At 64.3% G+C, this 16,713-nt stretch carries 15 protein-coding genes; 9 read left to right on the top strand and 6 right to left on the bottom strand.

Going from position 1 to position 16,713, the window contains the following annotated elements:
• Positions 1-247 precede the first annotated feature (247 nt).
• The 4 genes from O7A70_RS15505 to O7A70_RS15490 all read left to right on the top strand — a co-directional run bounded on the left by O7A70_RS15505 (position 248) and on the right by O7A70_RS15490 (position 3,368).
• Positions 248-616 carry a septal ring lytic transglycosylase RlpA family protein gene (locus tag O7A70_RS15505; RefSeq protein ID WP_337141121.1) on the top strand — a complete coding sequence of 123 codons (369 nt, stop codon included), beginning with the start codon at positions 248-250 and terminating at the stop codon, positions 614-616.
• 293 nt (positions 617-909) lie between these two features.
• Positions 910-2,187, top strand: a complete 1,278-nt coding sequence (locus O7A70_RS15500) for a polyhydroxyalkanoate depolymerase (protein WP_337141120.1) — start codon at positions 910-912, stop codon at positions 2,185-2,187.
• 159 nt (positions 2,188-2,346) lie between these two features.
• Positions 2,347-2,961 (top strand): transglutaminase-like cysteine peptidase, encoded by a 615-nt coding sequence (locus O7A70_RS15495; RefSeq protein WP_140749787.1) that lies wholly within the window; start codon positions 2,347-2,349, stop codon positions 2,959-2,961.
• A 167-nt stretch (positions 2,962-3,128) separates the two neighbouring features.
• On the top strand, positions 3,129-3,368 hold the full coding sequence (locus tag O7A70_RS15490) for a hypothetical protein (RefSeq protein ID WP_337141119.1): 240 nt from the start codon (positions 3,129-3,131) through the stop codon (positions 3,366-3,368).
• Positions 3,369-3,464: 96 nt separating this feature from the next.
• On the opposite strand, the gene O7A70_RS15485 is transcribed toward O7A70_RS15490, so the two are convergent.
• The 4 genes from O7A70_RS15485 to O7A70_RS15470 are packed head-to-tail and all read right to left on the bottom strand — an operon-like array spanning position 3,465 to position 6,212.
• Positions 3,465-3,833, bottom strand: coding sequence for a helix-turn-helix domain-containing protein (locus O7A70_RS15485; protein ID WP_027145710.1), 369 nt, complete (start codon positions 3,831-3,833; stop codon positions 3,465-3,467).
• A 22-nt stretch (positions 3,834-3,855) separates the two neighbouring features.
• Complete coding sequence (locus tag O7A70_RS15480; protein WP_337141118.1) at positions 3,856-4,386, bottom strand: Smr/MutS family protein; 531 nt, start codon at positions 4,384-4,386, stop codon at positions 3,856-3,858.
• Positions 4,383-5,483 carry a murein transglycosylase A gene (gene mltA, locus O7A70_RS15475; protein ID WP_337141117.1) on the bottom strand — a complete coding sequence of 367 codons (1,101 nt, stop codon included), beginning with the start codon at positions 5,481-5,483 and terminating at the stop codon, positions 4,383-4,385. Before mltA ends, O7A70_RS15480 begins: the two co-directional genes overlap by 4 nt.
• A gap of 21 nt (positions 5,484-5,504) precedes the next feature.
• Positions 5,505-6,212 (bottom strand): Tim44/TimA family putative adaptor protein, encoded by a 708-nt coding sequence (locus O7A70_RS15470; RefSeq protein ID WP_337141258.1) that lies wholly within the window; start codon positions 6,210-6,212, stop codon positions 5,505-5,507.
• A gap of 200 nt (positions 6,213-6,412) precedes the next feature.
• Here O7A70_RS15470 and O7A70_RS15465 point away from each other — a divergent pair, with 200 nt between their 5' ends.
• The 3 genes from O7A70_RS15465 to O7A70_RS15455 all read left to right on the top strand — a co-directional run bounded on the left by O7A70_RS15465 (position 6,413) and on the right by O7A70_RS15455 (position 9,910).
• Positions 6,413-6,910: an FxsA family protein gene (locus O7A70_RS15465; RefSeq protein ID WP_027145706.1), complete on the top strand. Its 498-nt coding sequence runs from the start codon at positions 6,413-6,415 to the stop codon at positions 6,908-6,910.
• A 390-nt stretch (positions 6,911-7,300) separates the two neighbouring features.
• Complete coding sequence (gene secB, locus O7A70_RS15460; RefSeq protein WP_027145705.1) at positions 7,301-7,798, top strand: protein-export chaperone SecB; 498 nt, start codon at positions 7,301-7,303, stop codon at positions 7,796-7,798.
• A 471-nt stretch (positions 7,799-8,269) separates the two neighbouring features.
• Positions 8,270-9,910, top strand: coding sequence for an ABC transporter substrate-binding protein (locus tag O7A70_RS15455; RefSeq protein WP_337141116.1), 1,641 nt, complete (start codon positions 8,270-8,272; stop codon positions 9,908-9,910).
• 1,636 nt (positions 9,911-11,546) lie between these two features.
• Here the strand turns inward: O7A70_RS15455 and O7A70_RS15450 are convergent.
• A complete protein-coding gene (locus O7A70_RS15450; RefSeq protein ID WP_337141115.1) occupies positions 11,547-12,059 on the bottom strand; it encodes a hypothetical protein in 513 nt (170 codons plus the stop codon).
• A gap of 426 nt (positions 12,060-12,485) precedes the next feature.
• Positions 12,486-14,291, bottom strand: coding sequence for a translation elongation factor 4 (gene lepA / locus O7A70_RS15445; protein WP_140507126.1), 1,806 nt, complete (start codon positions 14,289-14,291; stop codon positions 12,486-12,488).
• 207 nt (positions 14,292-14,498) lie between these two features.
• Between lepA and O7A70_RS15440 the strand changes: the two genes are divergently transcribed.
• Together O7A70_RS15440 and O7A70_RS15435 are read left to right on the top strand one after the other, a co-directional pair.
• Positions 14,499-15,578, top strand: coding sequence for a TadE/TadG family type IV pilus assembly protein (locus O7A70_RS15440; protein WP_337141114.1), 1,080 nt, complete (start codon positions 14,499-14,501; stop codon positions 15,576-15,578).
• Positions 15,579-15,936: 358 nt separating this feature from the next.
• Positions 15,937-16,641 carry a DUF1223 domain-containing protein gene (locus tag O7A70_RS15435; protein WP_337141113.1) on the top strand — a complete coding sequence of 235 codons (705 nt, stop codon included), beginning with the start codon at positions 15,937-15,939 and terminating at the stop codon, positions 16,639-16,641.
• Positions 16,642-16,713 lie beyond the last annotated feature (72 nt).

Below are 16,713 nucleotides of genomic sequence, written 5' to 3'. Positions count from 1 at the left end.
GGAAGTGGCCAGATCGTGCAGACTTTTATTTGAAGATCAACGCTGGATCTTGTCATAAAAGTCCTCCGTGCCGATAAAAACATGATCGAAATTGGTTTCGGCGCGCCAAAAAGTCCCTGACAGACTGTTACCCGATGACTCCAAACGTGTGATCTTGCCATGGAACCGCCAGATCACTGCCGCATTTCCTGCCTTATTCCTTTCCTAACGGCTGGGGTCTGTCAAAAAACGGAGCCATCCCCCAAATATGAAGACCCCAAAACAGACTGCGCTTGTCGCGGTAACGATCGCTGCTGGCCTGATGGTCGGCGTCTCCGCCACTTCGGCAACCGCCGCCGCCGGCCAGTGTGGCCGCGCTTCCTGGTACGCGCTGCACTCGAAAACCGCATCGGGCGAGCGTATGAACCCCTCGGCGCTGACCGCCGCCCACCGCACGCTGCCTTTCGGCACCAAATTGCGGGTCACCAACAAGAACAACGGCCGCAGCGTCGTCGTGCGCATCAACGATCGTGGTCCCTTCATCAAGGGCCGCGTGCTCGACCTGTCGAAGGGCGCCGCCGGCCAGCTCGGCTTCATCGGCTCCGGTCAGACTTCCGTCTGCATGGCGCGCGTCTGATCTGATCGTCTCCTGGCCATGATCTCTCCCGCACCGCGGGCCAGCGGAGCAGAACGGGAACTTTCGGGATCATGGTCGGGTGTCCGGCGCGAAGGCCTGACACATATCCTACACATTTCGGCACTGCACATTGAGCCGGCTGTGCCGTCCGGCGCCGGTTTTCAAGGCTTTGGACGAAATTAGCATTAGTCACGCCACGTGACGTATTGCATCGCAGCAATTAGTTGTTAACTTCCCCGCGAGACACCTAGGGATCGGCGCTGTTCGTCGTCTCTTCGGTCGCGGGGTAACGGATGTTCTACCAGCTCTACGAAATGAACCACGCCGCCCTGCAGCCGGCACGGCTCTATGCCGACGCGGTCCGGTTGTTCTACTCCAATCCGCTCAACCCGGTTTCGCATACGCACTGGGGCCGTTCGGTCGCGGCGGGCGCCGAACTGTTCGAGCGCACCACGCGCCGCTACAGCAAGCCGCAATTTGGCCTGGACAAGACCGTGGTCGACTGGAAGAGCGTCGCGGTCACCGAAAAGACAGTCTGGTCGAAGCCGTTCTGCAATCTCGTCCGTTTCGAGCGCGCCGTTCCAGCCGGACGCAAGGCCGACCCGAAGCTTTTGATCGTGGCGCCGATGTCGGGCCATTACGCGACGCTGCTGCGCGGCACGGTCGAGGCGATGCTGCCCTATGCCGATGTCCATATCACCGACTGGGTCGATGCCCGCATGGTGCCGCTGGCCGATGGCAGCTTCGATCTCGACGACTACATCGACTACGTCATCGACATGCTGCACACGCTGGGTCCGGACACGCATGTGATGGCCGTGTGCCAGCCTTCCGTGCCGGTGCTTGCGGCCGTGGCGCTGATGGAGGCCAAGGGCGACCCCTTCGTCCCTTCGACGATGACCCTGATGGGCGGGCCGATCGACACCCGCCGCAACCCGACAGCCGTCAATCTGCTGGCCAAGGAAAAGGGCATCGACTGGTTCCGCGACAACGTCGTCATGCGCGCGCCCTGGCCGGTGCCGGGCTTCGGCCGTGAGGTTTATCCCGGTTTCCTGCAGCTTTCGGGTTTCATGAGCATGAACCTCGACCGCCACATCATCGCTCACAAGGAGTTCTTCATGCACCTTGTGAAGCACGATGGCGACAACGCCGAAAAGCACCGTGACTTCTATGACGAATATCTGGCGGTGATGGACCTGACGGCGGAGTTCTACCTGCAGACCGTCGACACCGTCTTCGTGCGCCATGCCCTGCCCAAGGGCGAGATGACGCATCGCGGCACCAGGATCGATCCGTCCGGTATCCGCAACGTCGCCCTGTTCACGGTCGAGGGCGAGAACGACGACATTTCGGGCCTTGGCCAGACCAAGGCGGCGCAGGACCTGTGCGTCAACATCCCCGCCGACAAGAAGGCGCACTATGTGCAGCCGGCGGTCGGCCATTACGGCGTCTTCAACGGCTCGCGCTTCCGCTCCGAGATCGTGCCGCGCATCGTCGACTTCATCACCAGCTATGGCCGCCAGACCCGGGTGGCGGTGAAGCCGAAACTGGTCCGCACCGCCAAGCGGTAGGCGGTTTTGAAACAGAGCCGGCCGCGGGTCCGATTCTGTTGCGCAAGTGCCGCTGTCCCTCCTCGCGGGTAACCATGCCGCAAATCAACTCGATGTCTTAATTGACACGGAGTGTAAATCGCCCTTAACGTTTCGTTAACAACAGGGCGAGCGGGGACAATGAATTCCTCAATCACGCGAAGGCTGCGCGTATGCGCGGCAGCCGGGCTGGCGTTAACGGGGGGCTGGATGACACCGGCCTGGGCTTCGGACGCGATGGCGACCGGGGGCCTCACCTCGCAGCCGATCGGTCACTATGATTTCTGCAAGCAGCGTCCGGGCGAATGCTCGATCCGCCCGGCCAACCTCGCGCCGGCGGTCCTGACCGACGGATTGATGCGCAAGCTGGTCAACGTCACCGCCAGGGTCAATGCCGCCGTCAAGCCGATGAGCGACATGGACATCTATGGCAAGGACGAGGTCTGGGCCTATCCCGACAAGGGCGTCGGCGACTGCGAGGATTACGTGCTGGAGAAGCGGCGCCAGTTGTCCCGCATGGGCATGTCGCTCGCCGATCTCTTGATGACCGTGGTGCGCAAGCCCGACGGGGAAGGCCACGCCGTGCTGACCGTGCGCACGGACGGCGGCGACTATGTGCTCGACAATCTGACCGACAAGGTCAAGCCCTGGGACGAGACCGGCTACCGCTTCCTCAAACGCCAGGCGATCGACAACACCGGCCGCTGGGTCTCGATCCGCGGCGGCCAGCAGGTTCTGGTCGGCTCGGTACAGTAGCAAAGAGCGCCGCCCTTATCCCTAGCGAAGGTCGGCCGGCGCCAACATTGCCGATCGTGCGTCTCGCATAGCCATTCCGAAAATCTTTCATCCCTCCATGAACCATTTCCGTTCGCCCGGCGACACACAGCCGTGGACGATAGAAACCCAAATCATGGAGACTTCAAATGACTGCTTTTCTGCGCAACACCCTTCTCGCCGCCGCTGCCGTTTCGGCCCTGACCGGATCCGCTCTGGCCGGCCAGACCATTCCAAGCTGCGCCAACACCAACCTCAACGACCTGTGGGCCGGCCGCTGTTGCGGCGCCGCCGGCGCGTCGGACTGCCTGGGCGGCGGACATGGCGGCCAGAATCATGGCGACCATGGTCGCGGCGGCAATGGTGGCAGCACGGCCGGCAAGAAATGATCTCACCACGGCTGCCCGCCGGCTGCTCGCCGGCGGGCGCTGTTTTGCGATCGGGCGATCGCCCGGCCGCCGCAAAGTCCGGGCGGAAACCCGAGTCTAGGATCGCCGGCCGAGTGCCGCGCGGATCGACGCGGTGATGCGCAGAAGCGCGGCCTCATCCAGCTTTTCGATGTTCTCGGCCAGAAGATTGGCAAGTTCGGTGGCGGCGGGGGAAAGACCCGACGTATCGAGTTTCACGCGCGGATGCGAGGTTTCGGCCAGCCGCGCCAGTTCCTCGGCGTCGTCCCAGATGATGTTGAAATAGCCGATGATCTTCTGGATCAGCGTCCAGGTCGGCGCGCCGCGCCTGCCATGCTCGAGCGCCGACAGATAGGCGGCGCTGACGCCGATCGCCGCCGCCATGTCTTTCTGGCTGACGCCGCGTTCGGCCCTCAGCGTCCGCAGCTTCTCGCCGAACGGCGTCATGCGCCCGGCATCCTGAGAGCCCTCATGAGCGTGCCCGCCGCAGCCTGATGTAGAGCGCGCCCGAGCCGCCATGGTTGCGGGCGGCATGGTCGTGGCTGGAGACCAGCGGCCGGAACGCCGGTGTCGACAGCCAGGCCGGCACGGCGCGCCGCAGGACGCCATCGCCGCCGGAGGACGACCCCTTGCCGGTGATGACCAGCACATAGCGGACGCCGCCGGCATGCGCCCGGTGCAGGAACGAGAACAGCAGCGAATAGGCCTCGTCCTGCGTCATGCCATGCAGGTCGACGCGGCCCTCGATCGGCAGCCGGCCTTTTTGCAACTTGTCCAGTGTCGGCTCGTCGAGCCGGTGCGTGACGTGCTGGACCTTCGGCTTTGCCGCGCTCGACGCGTTGGCAACGGGCTGGGCCGGTTGCGAGGGCGTTGGCCTGGCATCGACGGCCATGTCTGGAATGTCGACGGCGGCGCGGCCCTTGAGCGGCTTGGCGGTACGCGCCACCAGGTTCCACAGCACCCGGTCATCCTCGCTGAGTTTATCCGGGCGCCTGCTCATTTTGCGCCCCCGGCCAGCGCGCGTGGCACCAGCGCGTAAAAATCGGCGGCGTTGCGCACCACCCCGGCGATCTCGCCGGCGGCATCGCCCGAGCCGGCGAACAGGTCGCCGCGCGCCGACCCGGTGATGGCCGAGCCAGTGTCCTGCGCGATCATCAGCCGCCGGAACGGTCTTTTGTCGAAGGCGGTAAGCGTCGGCGCGTCGATGTAAAAAGGCGTGCCGAATGTATGCAGCAGGCGGTCGACGGCCATCGAGCGGCCCGGCGTCAGCGGCACCTTGGCGGCCGCGATCGGCCCCAGCGCCACGTCATCCACCGCGGCCTCGCGAAAGAAGATATAGGAGCGGTTCTGCCACAGGATCTCGTCGACGCGCTCCGGATGCGCCTTGAACCAGCCGCGGATCGACTGCATCGTCACGTCGGCGAGCGGGATTTCCCCCAGCTCGCTCAGGATTTTGCCCGGCCCGGTGAAACGCTGGCCGGATTTGGCGGCGTAGGTGACGCGGCAAAGCCGGCCATCGGTCATGGCAAGCCGCGCCGCGCCTTGCACATGGATGAAAAAGGCGTCGACCTTGTCGGCCAGCCAGGCGATCTCCAGCCCCTGGCCGGCGAGCACGCCGCGCTCGATCGCGCCACGGTCGGGATATTCGGTCAGCCCGTCGGCGGTCCGACGGGCGAAGGCAAGATAAGGATCCATCCCGGCGGGCCGATTGGCATCGTCGACATCGACGAGGTCGGCCGGACGCGACAGCAGCGGCACGGCAAAATGCTCGCTCCGCACCGGCGAGGCCTCGACTTGCGGCTCGTAGAAGCCGGTGACGAGGCCGGCGCCGGTCTCCGGCCGGACCAGCATTGGCACGAAATGGCGCTCGAAGAAGGCGCGGGCCTCGGATCGGTTCGCCGGCGCGGCGCCGCGCGCGTGCGCATAGGCCTCGGCGAAGGCGCCGAAATCGACGCCCAGCGCACCGCTGCGATAGGGTTTTACCGGCACATGGAAGGCGGAGCGGGCAAAGGCCTCGAAGGCCGGCAGATGGTCGTCGTCACCCCAGCCGGGGAGATCGCCGAAAGACCTTTCAACAAGGAGAGGCGACAGCGACACCGGAGCCCGCCTGTTCCGGACTCAGTCTTCTTCTTCGGTGGCGACGAGCTTCCAGTTCGGATCGCGCGAGCGCGTGTCGCGGGCGAATGTCCAGACATCCTTGACCTCGGCCACCGTTTCGGGGTCGCCGTCGATGACCGTGCCGGCCTGATCGCGCGTCGCCGAGATCAGCTCGCTGATGATGCGCAGCGTCACATGCGCCTCGCCGCCCTTCATCTCGGCCGAGACGATATCGGCCTTGTCGATGCCGACGAAGGAGGACTGGATCTTTTCCGACTTGGCCTCGCGCTCGCCGATCGCCGCGACGAAGCCGTCATAGACCTCGCGCGACAGAAGGTTCTTCAGCGTTTTGCGGTCGCCGTCGGCATAGGCCATGACGATCATCTCATAGGCCATCTTGGCACCGTCGACGAACCCCTTCGGGTCGAAGGACGGGTCATTGTCCTTGATCGCGCGCAGGCCCTTGTTGAGATCGGTGTCTGGCTTGGCGAAGGCGTCGATGGCCGTATAGGTGTCGGCCGGCGCCGGCTCGCCGGGCCCCCGCTTGCGCGGCAGCGAAACCACGTTTTCGGGCTTCTGCGTGGCGTCCTTGTCGGTGCGCGCCGCCGTATAGGGATCGAAGGGCGGCCGTTCGCTACCGGTCCGACGGCCCAGCACGTTGCGCAGCTGGAAGAAGATCACCACCGCCGCGATCAGGAAGAAAATCGTGCCGAAGTCGAAGAAGCCCATATTTTCCGCCAATCAATCCCTGCCTCTAGGCCGGACCGTCCCAGCCGACAGGCCGCGGTCGCATAGCGTTCACCATTCAAAGCATATAGAACGCAAGGCGCAATCATTCAAATCAAAGGCAGGCATACCTATCTAACAGCCTCCGTGCCAGCGGCGATTGGTCGCCGGCGGGACAAAACAATCGAATGGTCGGTAAAGACTTGCGCATTTCGCTGCTTCCCTTCTTTCTCCTCGCGCTGCCGCTGCTGGAAATCGCCGGTTTCGTCGTCGTCGGCCGCGAGGTCGGCGCGCTGGCCACGGTCGGCCTGGTGCTGGCCTCGAGCTTCGCCGGCGTGCTTTTGCTGCGCCACCAGGGTTTCGGCGTCATGACCCGCATCCGCGCCGAGATGGCCGCCGGCCGCGACCCCAGCGGCCAGCTCGCCCATGGCGCCATGATCGTCGTCGCGGCGATCCTTTTGATCATCCCCGGCTTCATCACCGACATCATCGGCCTGCTCCTGTTCCTGCCGCCGGTGCGCGACCTTGCCTGGAGTAGGCTGAAGGGCCGCATCGTCGTGGCCACCGATTTCTCCACCGGCGGCTTCCGCCGCCAGCGCGACAAGGTCATCGACCTCGAAGACGGCGACTATTCGCGCGAGGACGACCTGAAGCGCGGCCCGGACCACAATTCGCCGTGGCGGCGGCTGAAGGACGACTGAGGCTTCCCTTCGTCATCCTGGGGCGGAGCAAGGAGCGGAGCGACGCGGCGTAGACCCCAGGATCCATGCCGTGACATGGACGCGCTGCGACGGTGCAGAATTTTTGCTCTGCTTCAACTCGAAGTCCGTCGCGGCGAAGTCACCGGCAAGTTGTGCGTCGGCCATTCGGCTGCTTCGAGCCGCTGCATTCCTTGGCCGGTGTCGCGGCATGGATCCCATGGTCTCCGCGACGCCGCTGCGCGCCTGCTTCGCCCTGGGATGACGACGCGACAAGCAAGGCGGCAAACCTTGTCTTGTCATGCCGGCCATGGTAGCGAACGCCCGATTTCAATTCGGTCAGCCCCGATCATTCGGTGAGCGAGACTGCCCAGGGGAAAAGGATATCGGCTCATGGCCAGCAATGATGACGCGCCGGTCGGCGCCAACGGCAACGGCAACGCGACGCAGCCCTCGCTCAACGTCCTGGCCCAGTATGTCAAGGACCTGTCCTTCGAAAGCCCCGGCGCGCCCAACTCGCTGCGCGGCCGCGACAAGGCGCCCGGCATCGCCATCAACGTCAACGTCAATGCCAACCCGCTGTCCGACAAGCAGTTCGACGTCAACCTGACGCTGAACGCCAAGGCCTCTTTCGACCAGGAAGTGCTGTTCAATGTCGAGCTGGTCTATGGCGGCGTCTTCGCCATTTCGGGCTTCCCGCAGGAGCACATGCTGCCGATCCTGTTCATCGAATGCCCGCGCCTTTTGTTCCCCTTCGCCCGCCAGATCATCGCCGAGGCGACGCGCAATGGCGGCTTCCCGCCGCTGATGCTCGACCCGATCGATTTCGCGCAGATGTTCCAGCAGAAGATCGCCGAAGACCAGGCCGCGTCGCAGACCAAGGTGAGCTGAGGCTCGGCTGAATGGAATAGCTTGAGAAACCCGGCCTCGCGCCGGGTTTTTTGTTGGTGTTATCCCCTTTCCTCGGCAACGCCAGCGGGACAGCACCCCCCTCTGGCCTGCCGGCCATCTCCCCCGCAAGGGGGGAGATCGGATGTCGTGTTTTGCCTTCGCCAATCTCCAACGTCTCAAAGTCGGCGGAGCGCTGAAGCTGCCAATCTCCCCCCTTGCGGGGGAGATGGCCGGCAGGCCAGAGGGGGGTGTGAAGGAATTCGACGTCGGCCAGTCCGGACCCGCCCCGCTCACCCCTGCGGAGCGCCGCACAACTCCTGCGGATTCCAGAACATTTCCCCCAGTTACCCCGCTTTATCATTCCCTCTCAGCAATGGCGCCCCGGCGGTCGCAGCCGCCCCCGCGTTGGCGAGCCTGTGCATGATCGCCGGGCACTTTGGGCGGCATGCACCAACAAAAGAGGGAACGACGATGAAATTCATGCTGACCGACCGCAAGCTTCACCCACGCGCCAAGCCCGTCGCCGACGAGTTCAGGACGGGCGGCATCAGCCGCCGCGAATATCTGGCGCTCATGGCCGGGCTCGGCGTCAGCGCCGCCGGCGCTTTTTCCCTGGGCGGCATAGCCGCGACGCCGACCCGCGCCGCCGAGCCGAAGAAGGGCGGAACCTTGCGTGTCGCCATGAACGTCAAGGGTTTCAAGGACCCGCGCACCTTCGACGGTGTCGAAATGTCCAACGTCGCGCGCCACTGCAACGAATATCTGGTGCGCTGGAACACCGATTTTTCGTTCGAGCCCTGGCTGCTGGAAAAATGGGAGATGAGCGACGACGCCAGGACGCTGACCTTGCATGTGCGCAAGGGCATCACCTGGTCGAACGGCGACGCCTTCAACGCCGACGATGTCGTCCACAACCTCACCCGCTGGTGCGAGGCCGGCGTTGCCGGCAATTCGGTCGCCGCGCGCATGGGCGCGCTGGTCAAAGCCGACACCAAGAAGGTGGTCGATGGCGGCATCGAGAAGGTCGACGACTTCACGATAAAACTCAATTTGCCAAAACCCGACATCTCGCTGATCGCCGGCATGGCCGACTATCCCGCGCTGATCATGCATCGCTCCTATGATGGCGATGGCGACCCGATGAAGGCTCTGGCGATCACCACGGGCCCCTGCGAGCTCGTCAAATGGGACGCCGAGACCGGCGCGGAGGTCAAGCGCAAGGACAAGCCGTGGTGGAAGGGCGAGTTCTACCTCGACGGCATCCAGTGGATCGACTACGGCTCCGACCCCAACGCCATGCTGTCGGCGTTCGAATCCGGCGAGATCGACACCGACCACGAGACCGCTTCCGATGCCGTCTCGCAGACCGACAAGATGGGGTTGAAAAATTCCGAGATCGCCACGGGGTCCACGATCGTCGCCCGCTTCAATGTCGGCAATCCGCCCTATGACGACGTCAAGGTGCGCCGCGCCGCCCAGCTCGCCGTCGACAATTCGGCCGTGCTGAAGCTCGGCCTCGACGGCCGCGGCAAACCCGCCGACAACCACCATGTCGGCCCCATGCACCCCGAATTCGCCGATATCGGCCCGGCCAAACGCGATGTGGATGAGGCCAGGAAACTGCTCGCCGAATCCGGCAAGGCGGACCATGAATACGAACTGATCTCGGTCGACGTCGAATGGCAGAAAAACACGGGGGACGCCATCGCCGCGCAGATCCGCGAGGCCGGCCTCAAGATCAAGCGCACCGTGCTGCCCGCCGCCACCTTCTGGAACGACTGGAGCAAGTTCCCCTATTCCTGCACCGAATGGCTCGGCCGCCCGCTCGGCGTCCAGGTGCTGGCGCTGGCGTACAAATCCGGCGCCGCCTGGAACGAAAGCGCCTATGCCAGCAAAGAATTCGACGAGCTGCTCGACAAGGCCTTGGCCATGCCCGACCCCAAGGCCCGCAAGGAGATCATGGCTCAGATCGAGCAGAATTTGCGCGATTCAGGCATCATCATCCAGCCCTACTGGCGCTCGGTCTACCGCACCTACCGCAAAGGCATCGAAGGCTGCGAACAGCACCAGGCGCTCGAACAGCATTTCGAGAAGGTTTGGATCGAAAGTTAAGGCGAATGCGGCGCCTCTTCCTTCCCCCCTTGCGGGGGAAGGTGGCCTCGCGAAGCGAGGTCGGATGAGGGGTGTTCCAGCTTGGCAACATGCGTTCGGCGTCCGGATTCAGCCTGCGAAGGTCATCGCCGGAAGCCTCGAACAATGTGGAGCGCCTTTGGCCCACACTCATATCATTTGGGGAAGATGGCCGGCGCGCATGCCGGTGAGACAATTGCCTGAGCCCCGCGCCGGCCACTAGCGACCTGATGAAGGTCCGCCGCCCGATTTATGTACCGGGCCTATGGCGCGCGATCAACCGAGCCGGGCAGTTGGTATGAATTCGTACCAATCCGGGATGCATCGCGCGACCGGCGGCGACAGGCTTACCCGTTTCCGGGAAACGGTGAACGTCTCTAGTGCGGGCAGACCGACACCGGACACGCGACACGGCCGAAAGCTTCTCGCGCTTGCTCAGCGTTGGCCCTGCATAGATCTTTTTCATGCCGGCAGTGGCGCTGGCCTTTCCTTCTCCCCTTGTGGGAGAAGGTGGATTGCCGCAAGGCGGCAAGACGGATGAGGGGTGTTCCAGCTTGGCGGCACCATCAAAAACCGCACGAAATCGGCGCGAAAACACCACGCTCTCACTCTGTGCAGCACCCCTCATCCGTCTCGGCGCTACGCGCCGATCCACCTTCCCCCACAAGGGGGGAAGGAAGAGGCGCCGCGCCCCTCCGCTCTCACCGTGCAGGCCTCAGCAGCGTCCAGATCCAGCCGGCGAAGGTAAGCACCAGGAACGGATAGCCGGCCGCCGGCAGCGGCGCTGGCCTTCCTTCTCCCCTTGTGGGAGAAGGTGGATTGCCGCAAGGCGGCAAGACGGATGAGGGGTGTTCCAGCTTGGCGGCACCATCAAAGACCGCACCAAATCGGCGCGAAAAGACCACGCTCTCACTCTGTGCAGCACCCCTCATCCGTCTCGGCGCTACGCGCCGATCCACCTTCCCCCACAAGGGGGGAAGGAAGAGGCGCCGCGCCCCTCCGCCCTCACCGTGCAGGCCTCAGCAGCGTCCAGATCCAGCCGGCGAAGGTCAGCACCAGGAAGGGATAGCCTGCCGCCGGCAGTGGCGCTGGCCTTTCCTTCTCCCCTTGTGGGAGAAGGTGGATTGCCGCAAAGCGGCAAGACGGATGAGGGGTGTTCCAGCTTGGCGGCACCATCAAAGACCGCACCAAATCGGCACGACATATGTCACCGCCCCACTCTGTACGCACCCCTCATCCGTCTCGGCGCTGACGCGCCGATCCACCTTCCCCCACAAGGGGGGAAGGAAGAGGCGTCGCGCCCCTCCGCCCTCACCGTGCCGGCCTCACCAGCCTCCAGATCCAGCCGGCGAAGGTCAGCACCAGGAAGGGATAGCCTGCCGCCGGGAGCGGCGCTGGCCTTTCCTTCTCCCCTTGTGGGAGAAGGTGGATTGCCGCGAAGCGGCAAGACGGATGAGGGGTGTTCCAGCTTGGCGGCATCATCAAAAAACCGCGCCAGATCGGCGCGAAAACACCACCCTCTCACTCCGTGCAGCACCCCTCATCCGTCTCGGCGCTGACGCGCCGATCCACCTTCCCCCACAAGGGGGGAAGGAAGAGGCGCCGCGCTCGACCCCGCTCACCGTGCCGGCCTCAGCAGCGTCCAGATCCAGCCGGCGAAGGTCAGCACCAGGAAGGGATAGCCGGCCGCCGGTAGCGGCGCCGAGGTCGGCAGCAAGGGGGCGCCCCACAGCACCATGCCCACCGACACCAGGAACAGCACGGCGGCGACGAGCGCGGTCAGCCGCATCCACAGCGCGAAAGTGTTCGGCACGCTGACCATGATCAGCGCCGCCGCCCAAAGCGAGATGCCGCCGACATAGGAAGGCACGCTGGCTGGCAAGCCCGCCGCATTGCCGGCCAGAAGCAGGCTCTCGCCGGCAAGGAAGGTCAGGAAGCCCGCAGCCACGCAATCATTGCCGAGCCGCTGGTATTTCATCGTCAGAAGTGCCGTCGCCATCACCAGCGCCACGCCATCGATCGCCCACAGCGTCTCGCGCAGCGCATCGCTCGCCACGAAGGTGCCGGCAAGCCCAAAGATGCCGCCGATGGCGAGGCCGAGGGCGGCGGTGGTGTCGAGAGAGGTGCGCATTTGATGCCCCAAAGTTAGGAGGAGGATACGCCGGTAAAGGACGTTCTCAAAGGGTGCCTTAGCCCTAGCCCGCCCGGCGGCGTGATGCGAATGGTCCCAGACCGCTTGCACGACGGTAACGGGCCACGCCGACAAACGGTGCGATTGCCTAGAAAGCACTGCTGAACTTGCTGTCGCGGATTCCACGAAGGCGGAAAGATGCACAAGGGGGGGTTCAGGATCGCCGCGGCAGCAGCATGAGGCAACATGTAGATTATTGCTCCGATGCTGCGCCCGAATATCGCCTCTCAGAGAGCGGACAATCCCACCGCGTAGCTTCACCGCCGCGCTGGCGGGGGGCCCGCTGCCTCCGGCAGCTCCCCCGCTTTCGAAGCCTGCCATCGATCCACCGGATCGATGTCTTGGCGCTACGCGCCAACCGGCTTCTCAATCCCCCATCTTCAGCGCCTGGATAAACGCCTCCTGCGGGATATCCACCTTCCCGAACTGCCGCATCCGCTTCTTGCCCTCTTTCTGCTTGTCGAGCAGCTTGCGCTTGCGGCTCACGTCGCCGCCGTAGCATTTCGCCGTGACGTCCTTGCGCAGCGCCGAGATGGTTTCCCGCGCGATGACCTTGCCGCCGATCGCGGCCTGGATCGGGATCTTGAAGAGGTGGTGCGGGATCAGCTCCTTGAGCTTCTCGCACATCTGCCGGCCGCGCTTTTCGGCCGCCGTGCGGTGCACCAGCATCGACAGCGCGTCGACCGGCTCCTCGTTGACCAGGATCGACATCTTCACCAGGTCGCCCTCGCGGTAGTCGGTCAGGTGATAGTCGAAGGAGGCGTAGCCTTTTGAGATCGACTTCAGCCGGTCGTAGAAATCGAAGACGACTTCATTGAGCGGCAGGTCGTAGGTCAGCATGGCGCGTTTGCCGACATAGGAGAGGTCGGCCTGGATGCCGCGCCGGTCCTGGCAGAGTTTCAATATGCCGCCGAGATAGTCATCAGGAGTCAGGATGGTGGCGCGGATCCATGGCTCCTCGATGGCCGAGATTTTCACCACGTCGGGCATGTCGGCCGGGTTGTGCAGTTCCTTCACCGAGCCGTCATTGAGCAGCAGCCGGTAGACGACTGATGGCGCGGTGGCGATCAGGTCGAGGTTGAACTCGCGCTCCAGCCGCTCCTGGATGATTTCCAGATGCAAGAGGCCAAGGAAGCCGCAGCGATAGCCGAAGCCGAGCGCCGCACTGGTTTCCATTTCATAGGAGAAAGAAGCGTCGTTGAGGCGCAGCTTGCCGACGGCGGCGCGCAGATCCTCGAAATCGGCGGCGTCGACCGGGAACAGGCCGCAGAACACCACCGGCTGCGCCGGCTTGAAGCCGGGCAAAGCGTGCGCGGTCTGGCGCTTGTCCTCGGTGATGGTGTCGCCGACGCGGGTGTCGGCCACTTCCTTGATCGAGCCGGTGAAGAAGCCGAACTCGCCGGGGCCGAGCTCCTCGACATTGATGCGGGCGGGCGTGAACACGCCGGTGCGCTCGACCAGATATTTGGCGCCGGTGCCCATCATGCGGATGGTCTGGCCCTTCTTCAGCACACCGTCGATGATGCGCACCAGCACGATGACGCCGAGATAGGCGTCGTACCAGCTGTCGACCAGCATCGCCTTCAGCGGGGCTGCGGCATCGCCCTCGCGCGGCGGCGGCAATTGGTGGACGATGGCTTCGAGCACGTCGGGAATGCCGAGGCCTGTCTTGGCCGAGATCAGCACGGCGCCCGAGGCGTCGATGCCGATCACCTCCTCGACCTGCTCGCGGATGCGCTCGGGCTCGGCGGCCGGCAGGTCGACCTTGTTCAGCACCACGACGATCTCGTGGTTGTTGTCGATCGCCTGGTAGACATTGGCGAGCGTCTGCGCCTCGACGCCCTGGGAGGCGTCGACGACCAGCAGCGAGCCCTCGCAGGCGGCCAGCGACCGCGACACTTCATAGGCGAAGTCGACATGGCCGGGCGTGTCGATCAGGTTGAGGATATAGTCCTCGCCATTGTTGGCGCGGTATTTCAGCCGCACCGTCTGCGCCTTGATGGTGATGCCGCGCTCGCGCTCGATGTCCATCGAGTCCAGCACCTGCTCCTTCATGTCGCGCAGCTCCAGCCCGCCGGTGGACTGGATCAGGCGGTCGGCAAGCGTGGATTTGCCATGGTCGATATGGGCGACGATGGAAAAATTGCGGATGTGGTCGAGGGGCGTGCTCATGCCGCGCGCTTTAGCAGGGGCGGCAATCGGCGGCAAGGCTTGCGGCGCAAGGGCTGCCTTGCGGGTCACAAAGCGGTGAGATCGGCCGAAAAACCGGGAAAACCGGCCCGCGGGCGAAGAATGCGTAAACTTTGATCGATCACATTAGACCTTGGTTTGACGGCTGTGTGGTAAATGCACGAACGCTAATGTCTGTTGGGGTTGGAAATGTTCAGGATTTTGCGCGGCTTTGCCCGCTCCCGCAGCGGGTCGATGATGCCGCTCTTCCTGGTGATGCTGATGCCGCTGATCGCGGCCGTCGGCTTCTCGGTCGACTATACCAGCGCGGTCCAGACCAAGTCCAACCAGCAGCAGGCGCTGGATGCCGCGATCCTGACGATCACCACCATGGACACCACGGCGACACTTTCGCAGCGCCAGACGATGCTGCAGGATTCCTTCGTCGCCAACGGCGGACAAGGCACCGCGACGCTGACCAATTTCGTGGGCGGCACCGCCACCACCGCCACCACCGCGCGGGGCACGGCAAGTTTCGCCATGCCGACCGTCTTCATGACCATCGCCAGGATCAACACCGTACCGATCGCCGTGGCCTCGGCTGTCAGCAAGCCGCCGGCGCTGGTCCAGGCCACCTTCAAGATCACCAAGGTGTCGGGCTGGTGGAACAAGACGATGACGCTCTACGGCACCCAATTTGGAGCAACGGCGGCCAAGCCGCTGATGTCTATCGAGTATACCTATAACGGCTTCGGAGATCCGAAGGGCTACGGCACCACGAACGTGTATACGATCACCAACAATGGTGGCCCAGACATCAAGACGCTCGTCCAGTCGCAAGTTTGCACAACCGCCAGCGTGACCACTTTTACCGGTCTGCCCGCCGATGCGATCCTCCAGACCAGTGGCACCAGGAAATATTCGACAACCTGCGTCAACACCATGTATCCGGCCACCGGCGCTGGCGCGTCGGTCGATGTCAGCCAGATGGGTGGCCTCTCTGTGCAGATGTACGTGCCATCGGGCAACCCGCAATATCTCAAATCGGACGATGCGAGCACCTCCAACCGACTCTATAGCGGGGTGGGTGCGAACTCCCTGGTCGAGACCACGACCGGGACGAAGGTCGACATCTTCTCCATCGTGCCTTGTGGCGTCACCAGCTATCAAGCCTGGGAGGACGGTGGCACAACGGTGCCGACTCCGTCCTCAAATGCCGACTTCTTCTACAACGTCACCGGCAAATGCGATTTCAACAAGCGCCCCTCGGACACGGCGCTGACGCAGTGATGCTTGCGATCTCCCCCCTTGTGGGGGAGATGGCCGGCAGGCCATAGGGGGGCGCTGACCCGCCGGCCTTGCCAGATCCACGATATCCGCCCGGCTTTTCCCGGCAATTTTTCCCGAGCACCGATATCTGTTTAAACGCGCCGGCGTAGCCGCTCTACGGCGCCCCCCTCTGTCCTGCCGGACATCTCCCCCACGAGGGGGGAGATTGGATGCGCGACCGTTTTCGCCAATCTCTGACACCCGCAAGGAAGAGACGCTCTTCAATCACAAAGCGGTGAGCGCTGTAACGAAGCTCGTGGTGGCGGCGAAGTGGGGACATGACGGGCGCATCGTGGCGCCGTCCCCACGGAGCACGCCGATGTCGCCAGTCATATCAAGCAGGTTCCTCGCACTGTCCGGCCTCGCTGCGCTGGCGCTCGCCGCCTCGCTCGGCGCGGCAGCCGCCCAGCCGCTCACCGTGGTCGAGCTGTTCACCAGCCAGGGCTGCTCGTCCTGCCCGCCGGCCAATGCCAACCTCATCAAGGTCAAGGACCGGCCCGGCGTGCTGGCGCTGTCCTTCAACGTCACCTATTGGGACTATCTCGGCTGGAAGGACACGTTCGGAAAGCAGGAGTTCACCCAGCGCCAGGTTTCCTACGAGCGCCCGCTCGGCCATGACGGACCGTTCACGCCGCAAGTGGTGGTCAACGGCCATGCCGACGTCGTCGGCGCCGCGCCCGGCGAGATCGAACATCTGATCGCCGCGACGGCCAAGACCGGCGGTCCCTCGCTGTCGCTCGAGGGCGGCAAGGTCGCGATCGGCGCCGGCTCGGCGCCTGGCGGCAAGGCCGATGTCTGGCTGGTGCGCTACACCAACGGTGTCGTCGAGGTGCCGGTGGCGCGTGGCGAAAACACCGGCCGCACCTTGCCGCACGCCAATGTCGTGCACGCGCTGACAAAACTCGGCAGCTGGACCGGCGAGGCCAAGACGTTCGGTCTGCCGGCAGCCTCGGGCGGCCTCAGCACCGCCGTGCTGGTGCAGTCGCCCGGCGGCGGGCCGATCCTGGCCGCCGCCGCCAACTAGATCGCGTCCAAGTAGAGATTTGCCGAGCAGAGATTTGCCAAGCAGAGATTTGCGCCGCCGCACGGGCGGCGG

Source organism: Mesorhizobium sp. Cs1299R1N1 (genome assembly GCF_037179655.1).
In the GTDB taxonomy this organism is placed as follows: Bacteria; Pseudomonadota; Alphaproteobacteria; order Rhizobiales; family Rhizobiaceae; genus Mesorhizobium; species Mesorhizobium salmacidum.
This window is presented reverse-complemented; position numbering and strand designations above follow the sequence as displayed.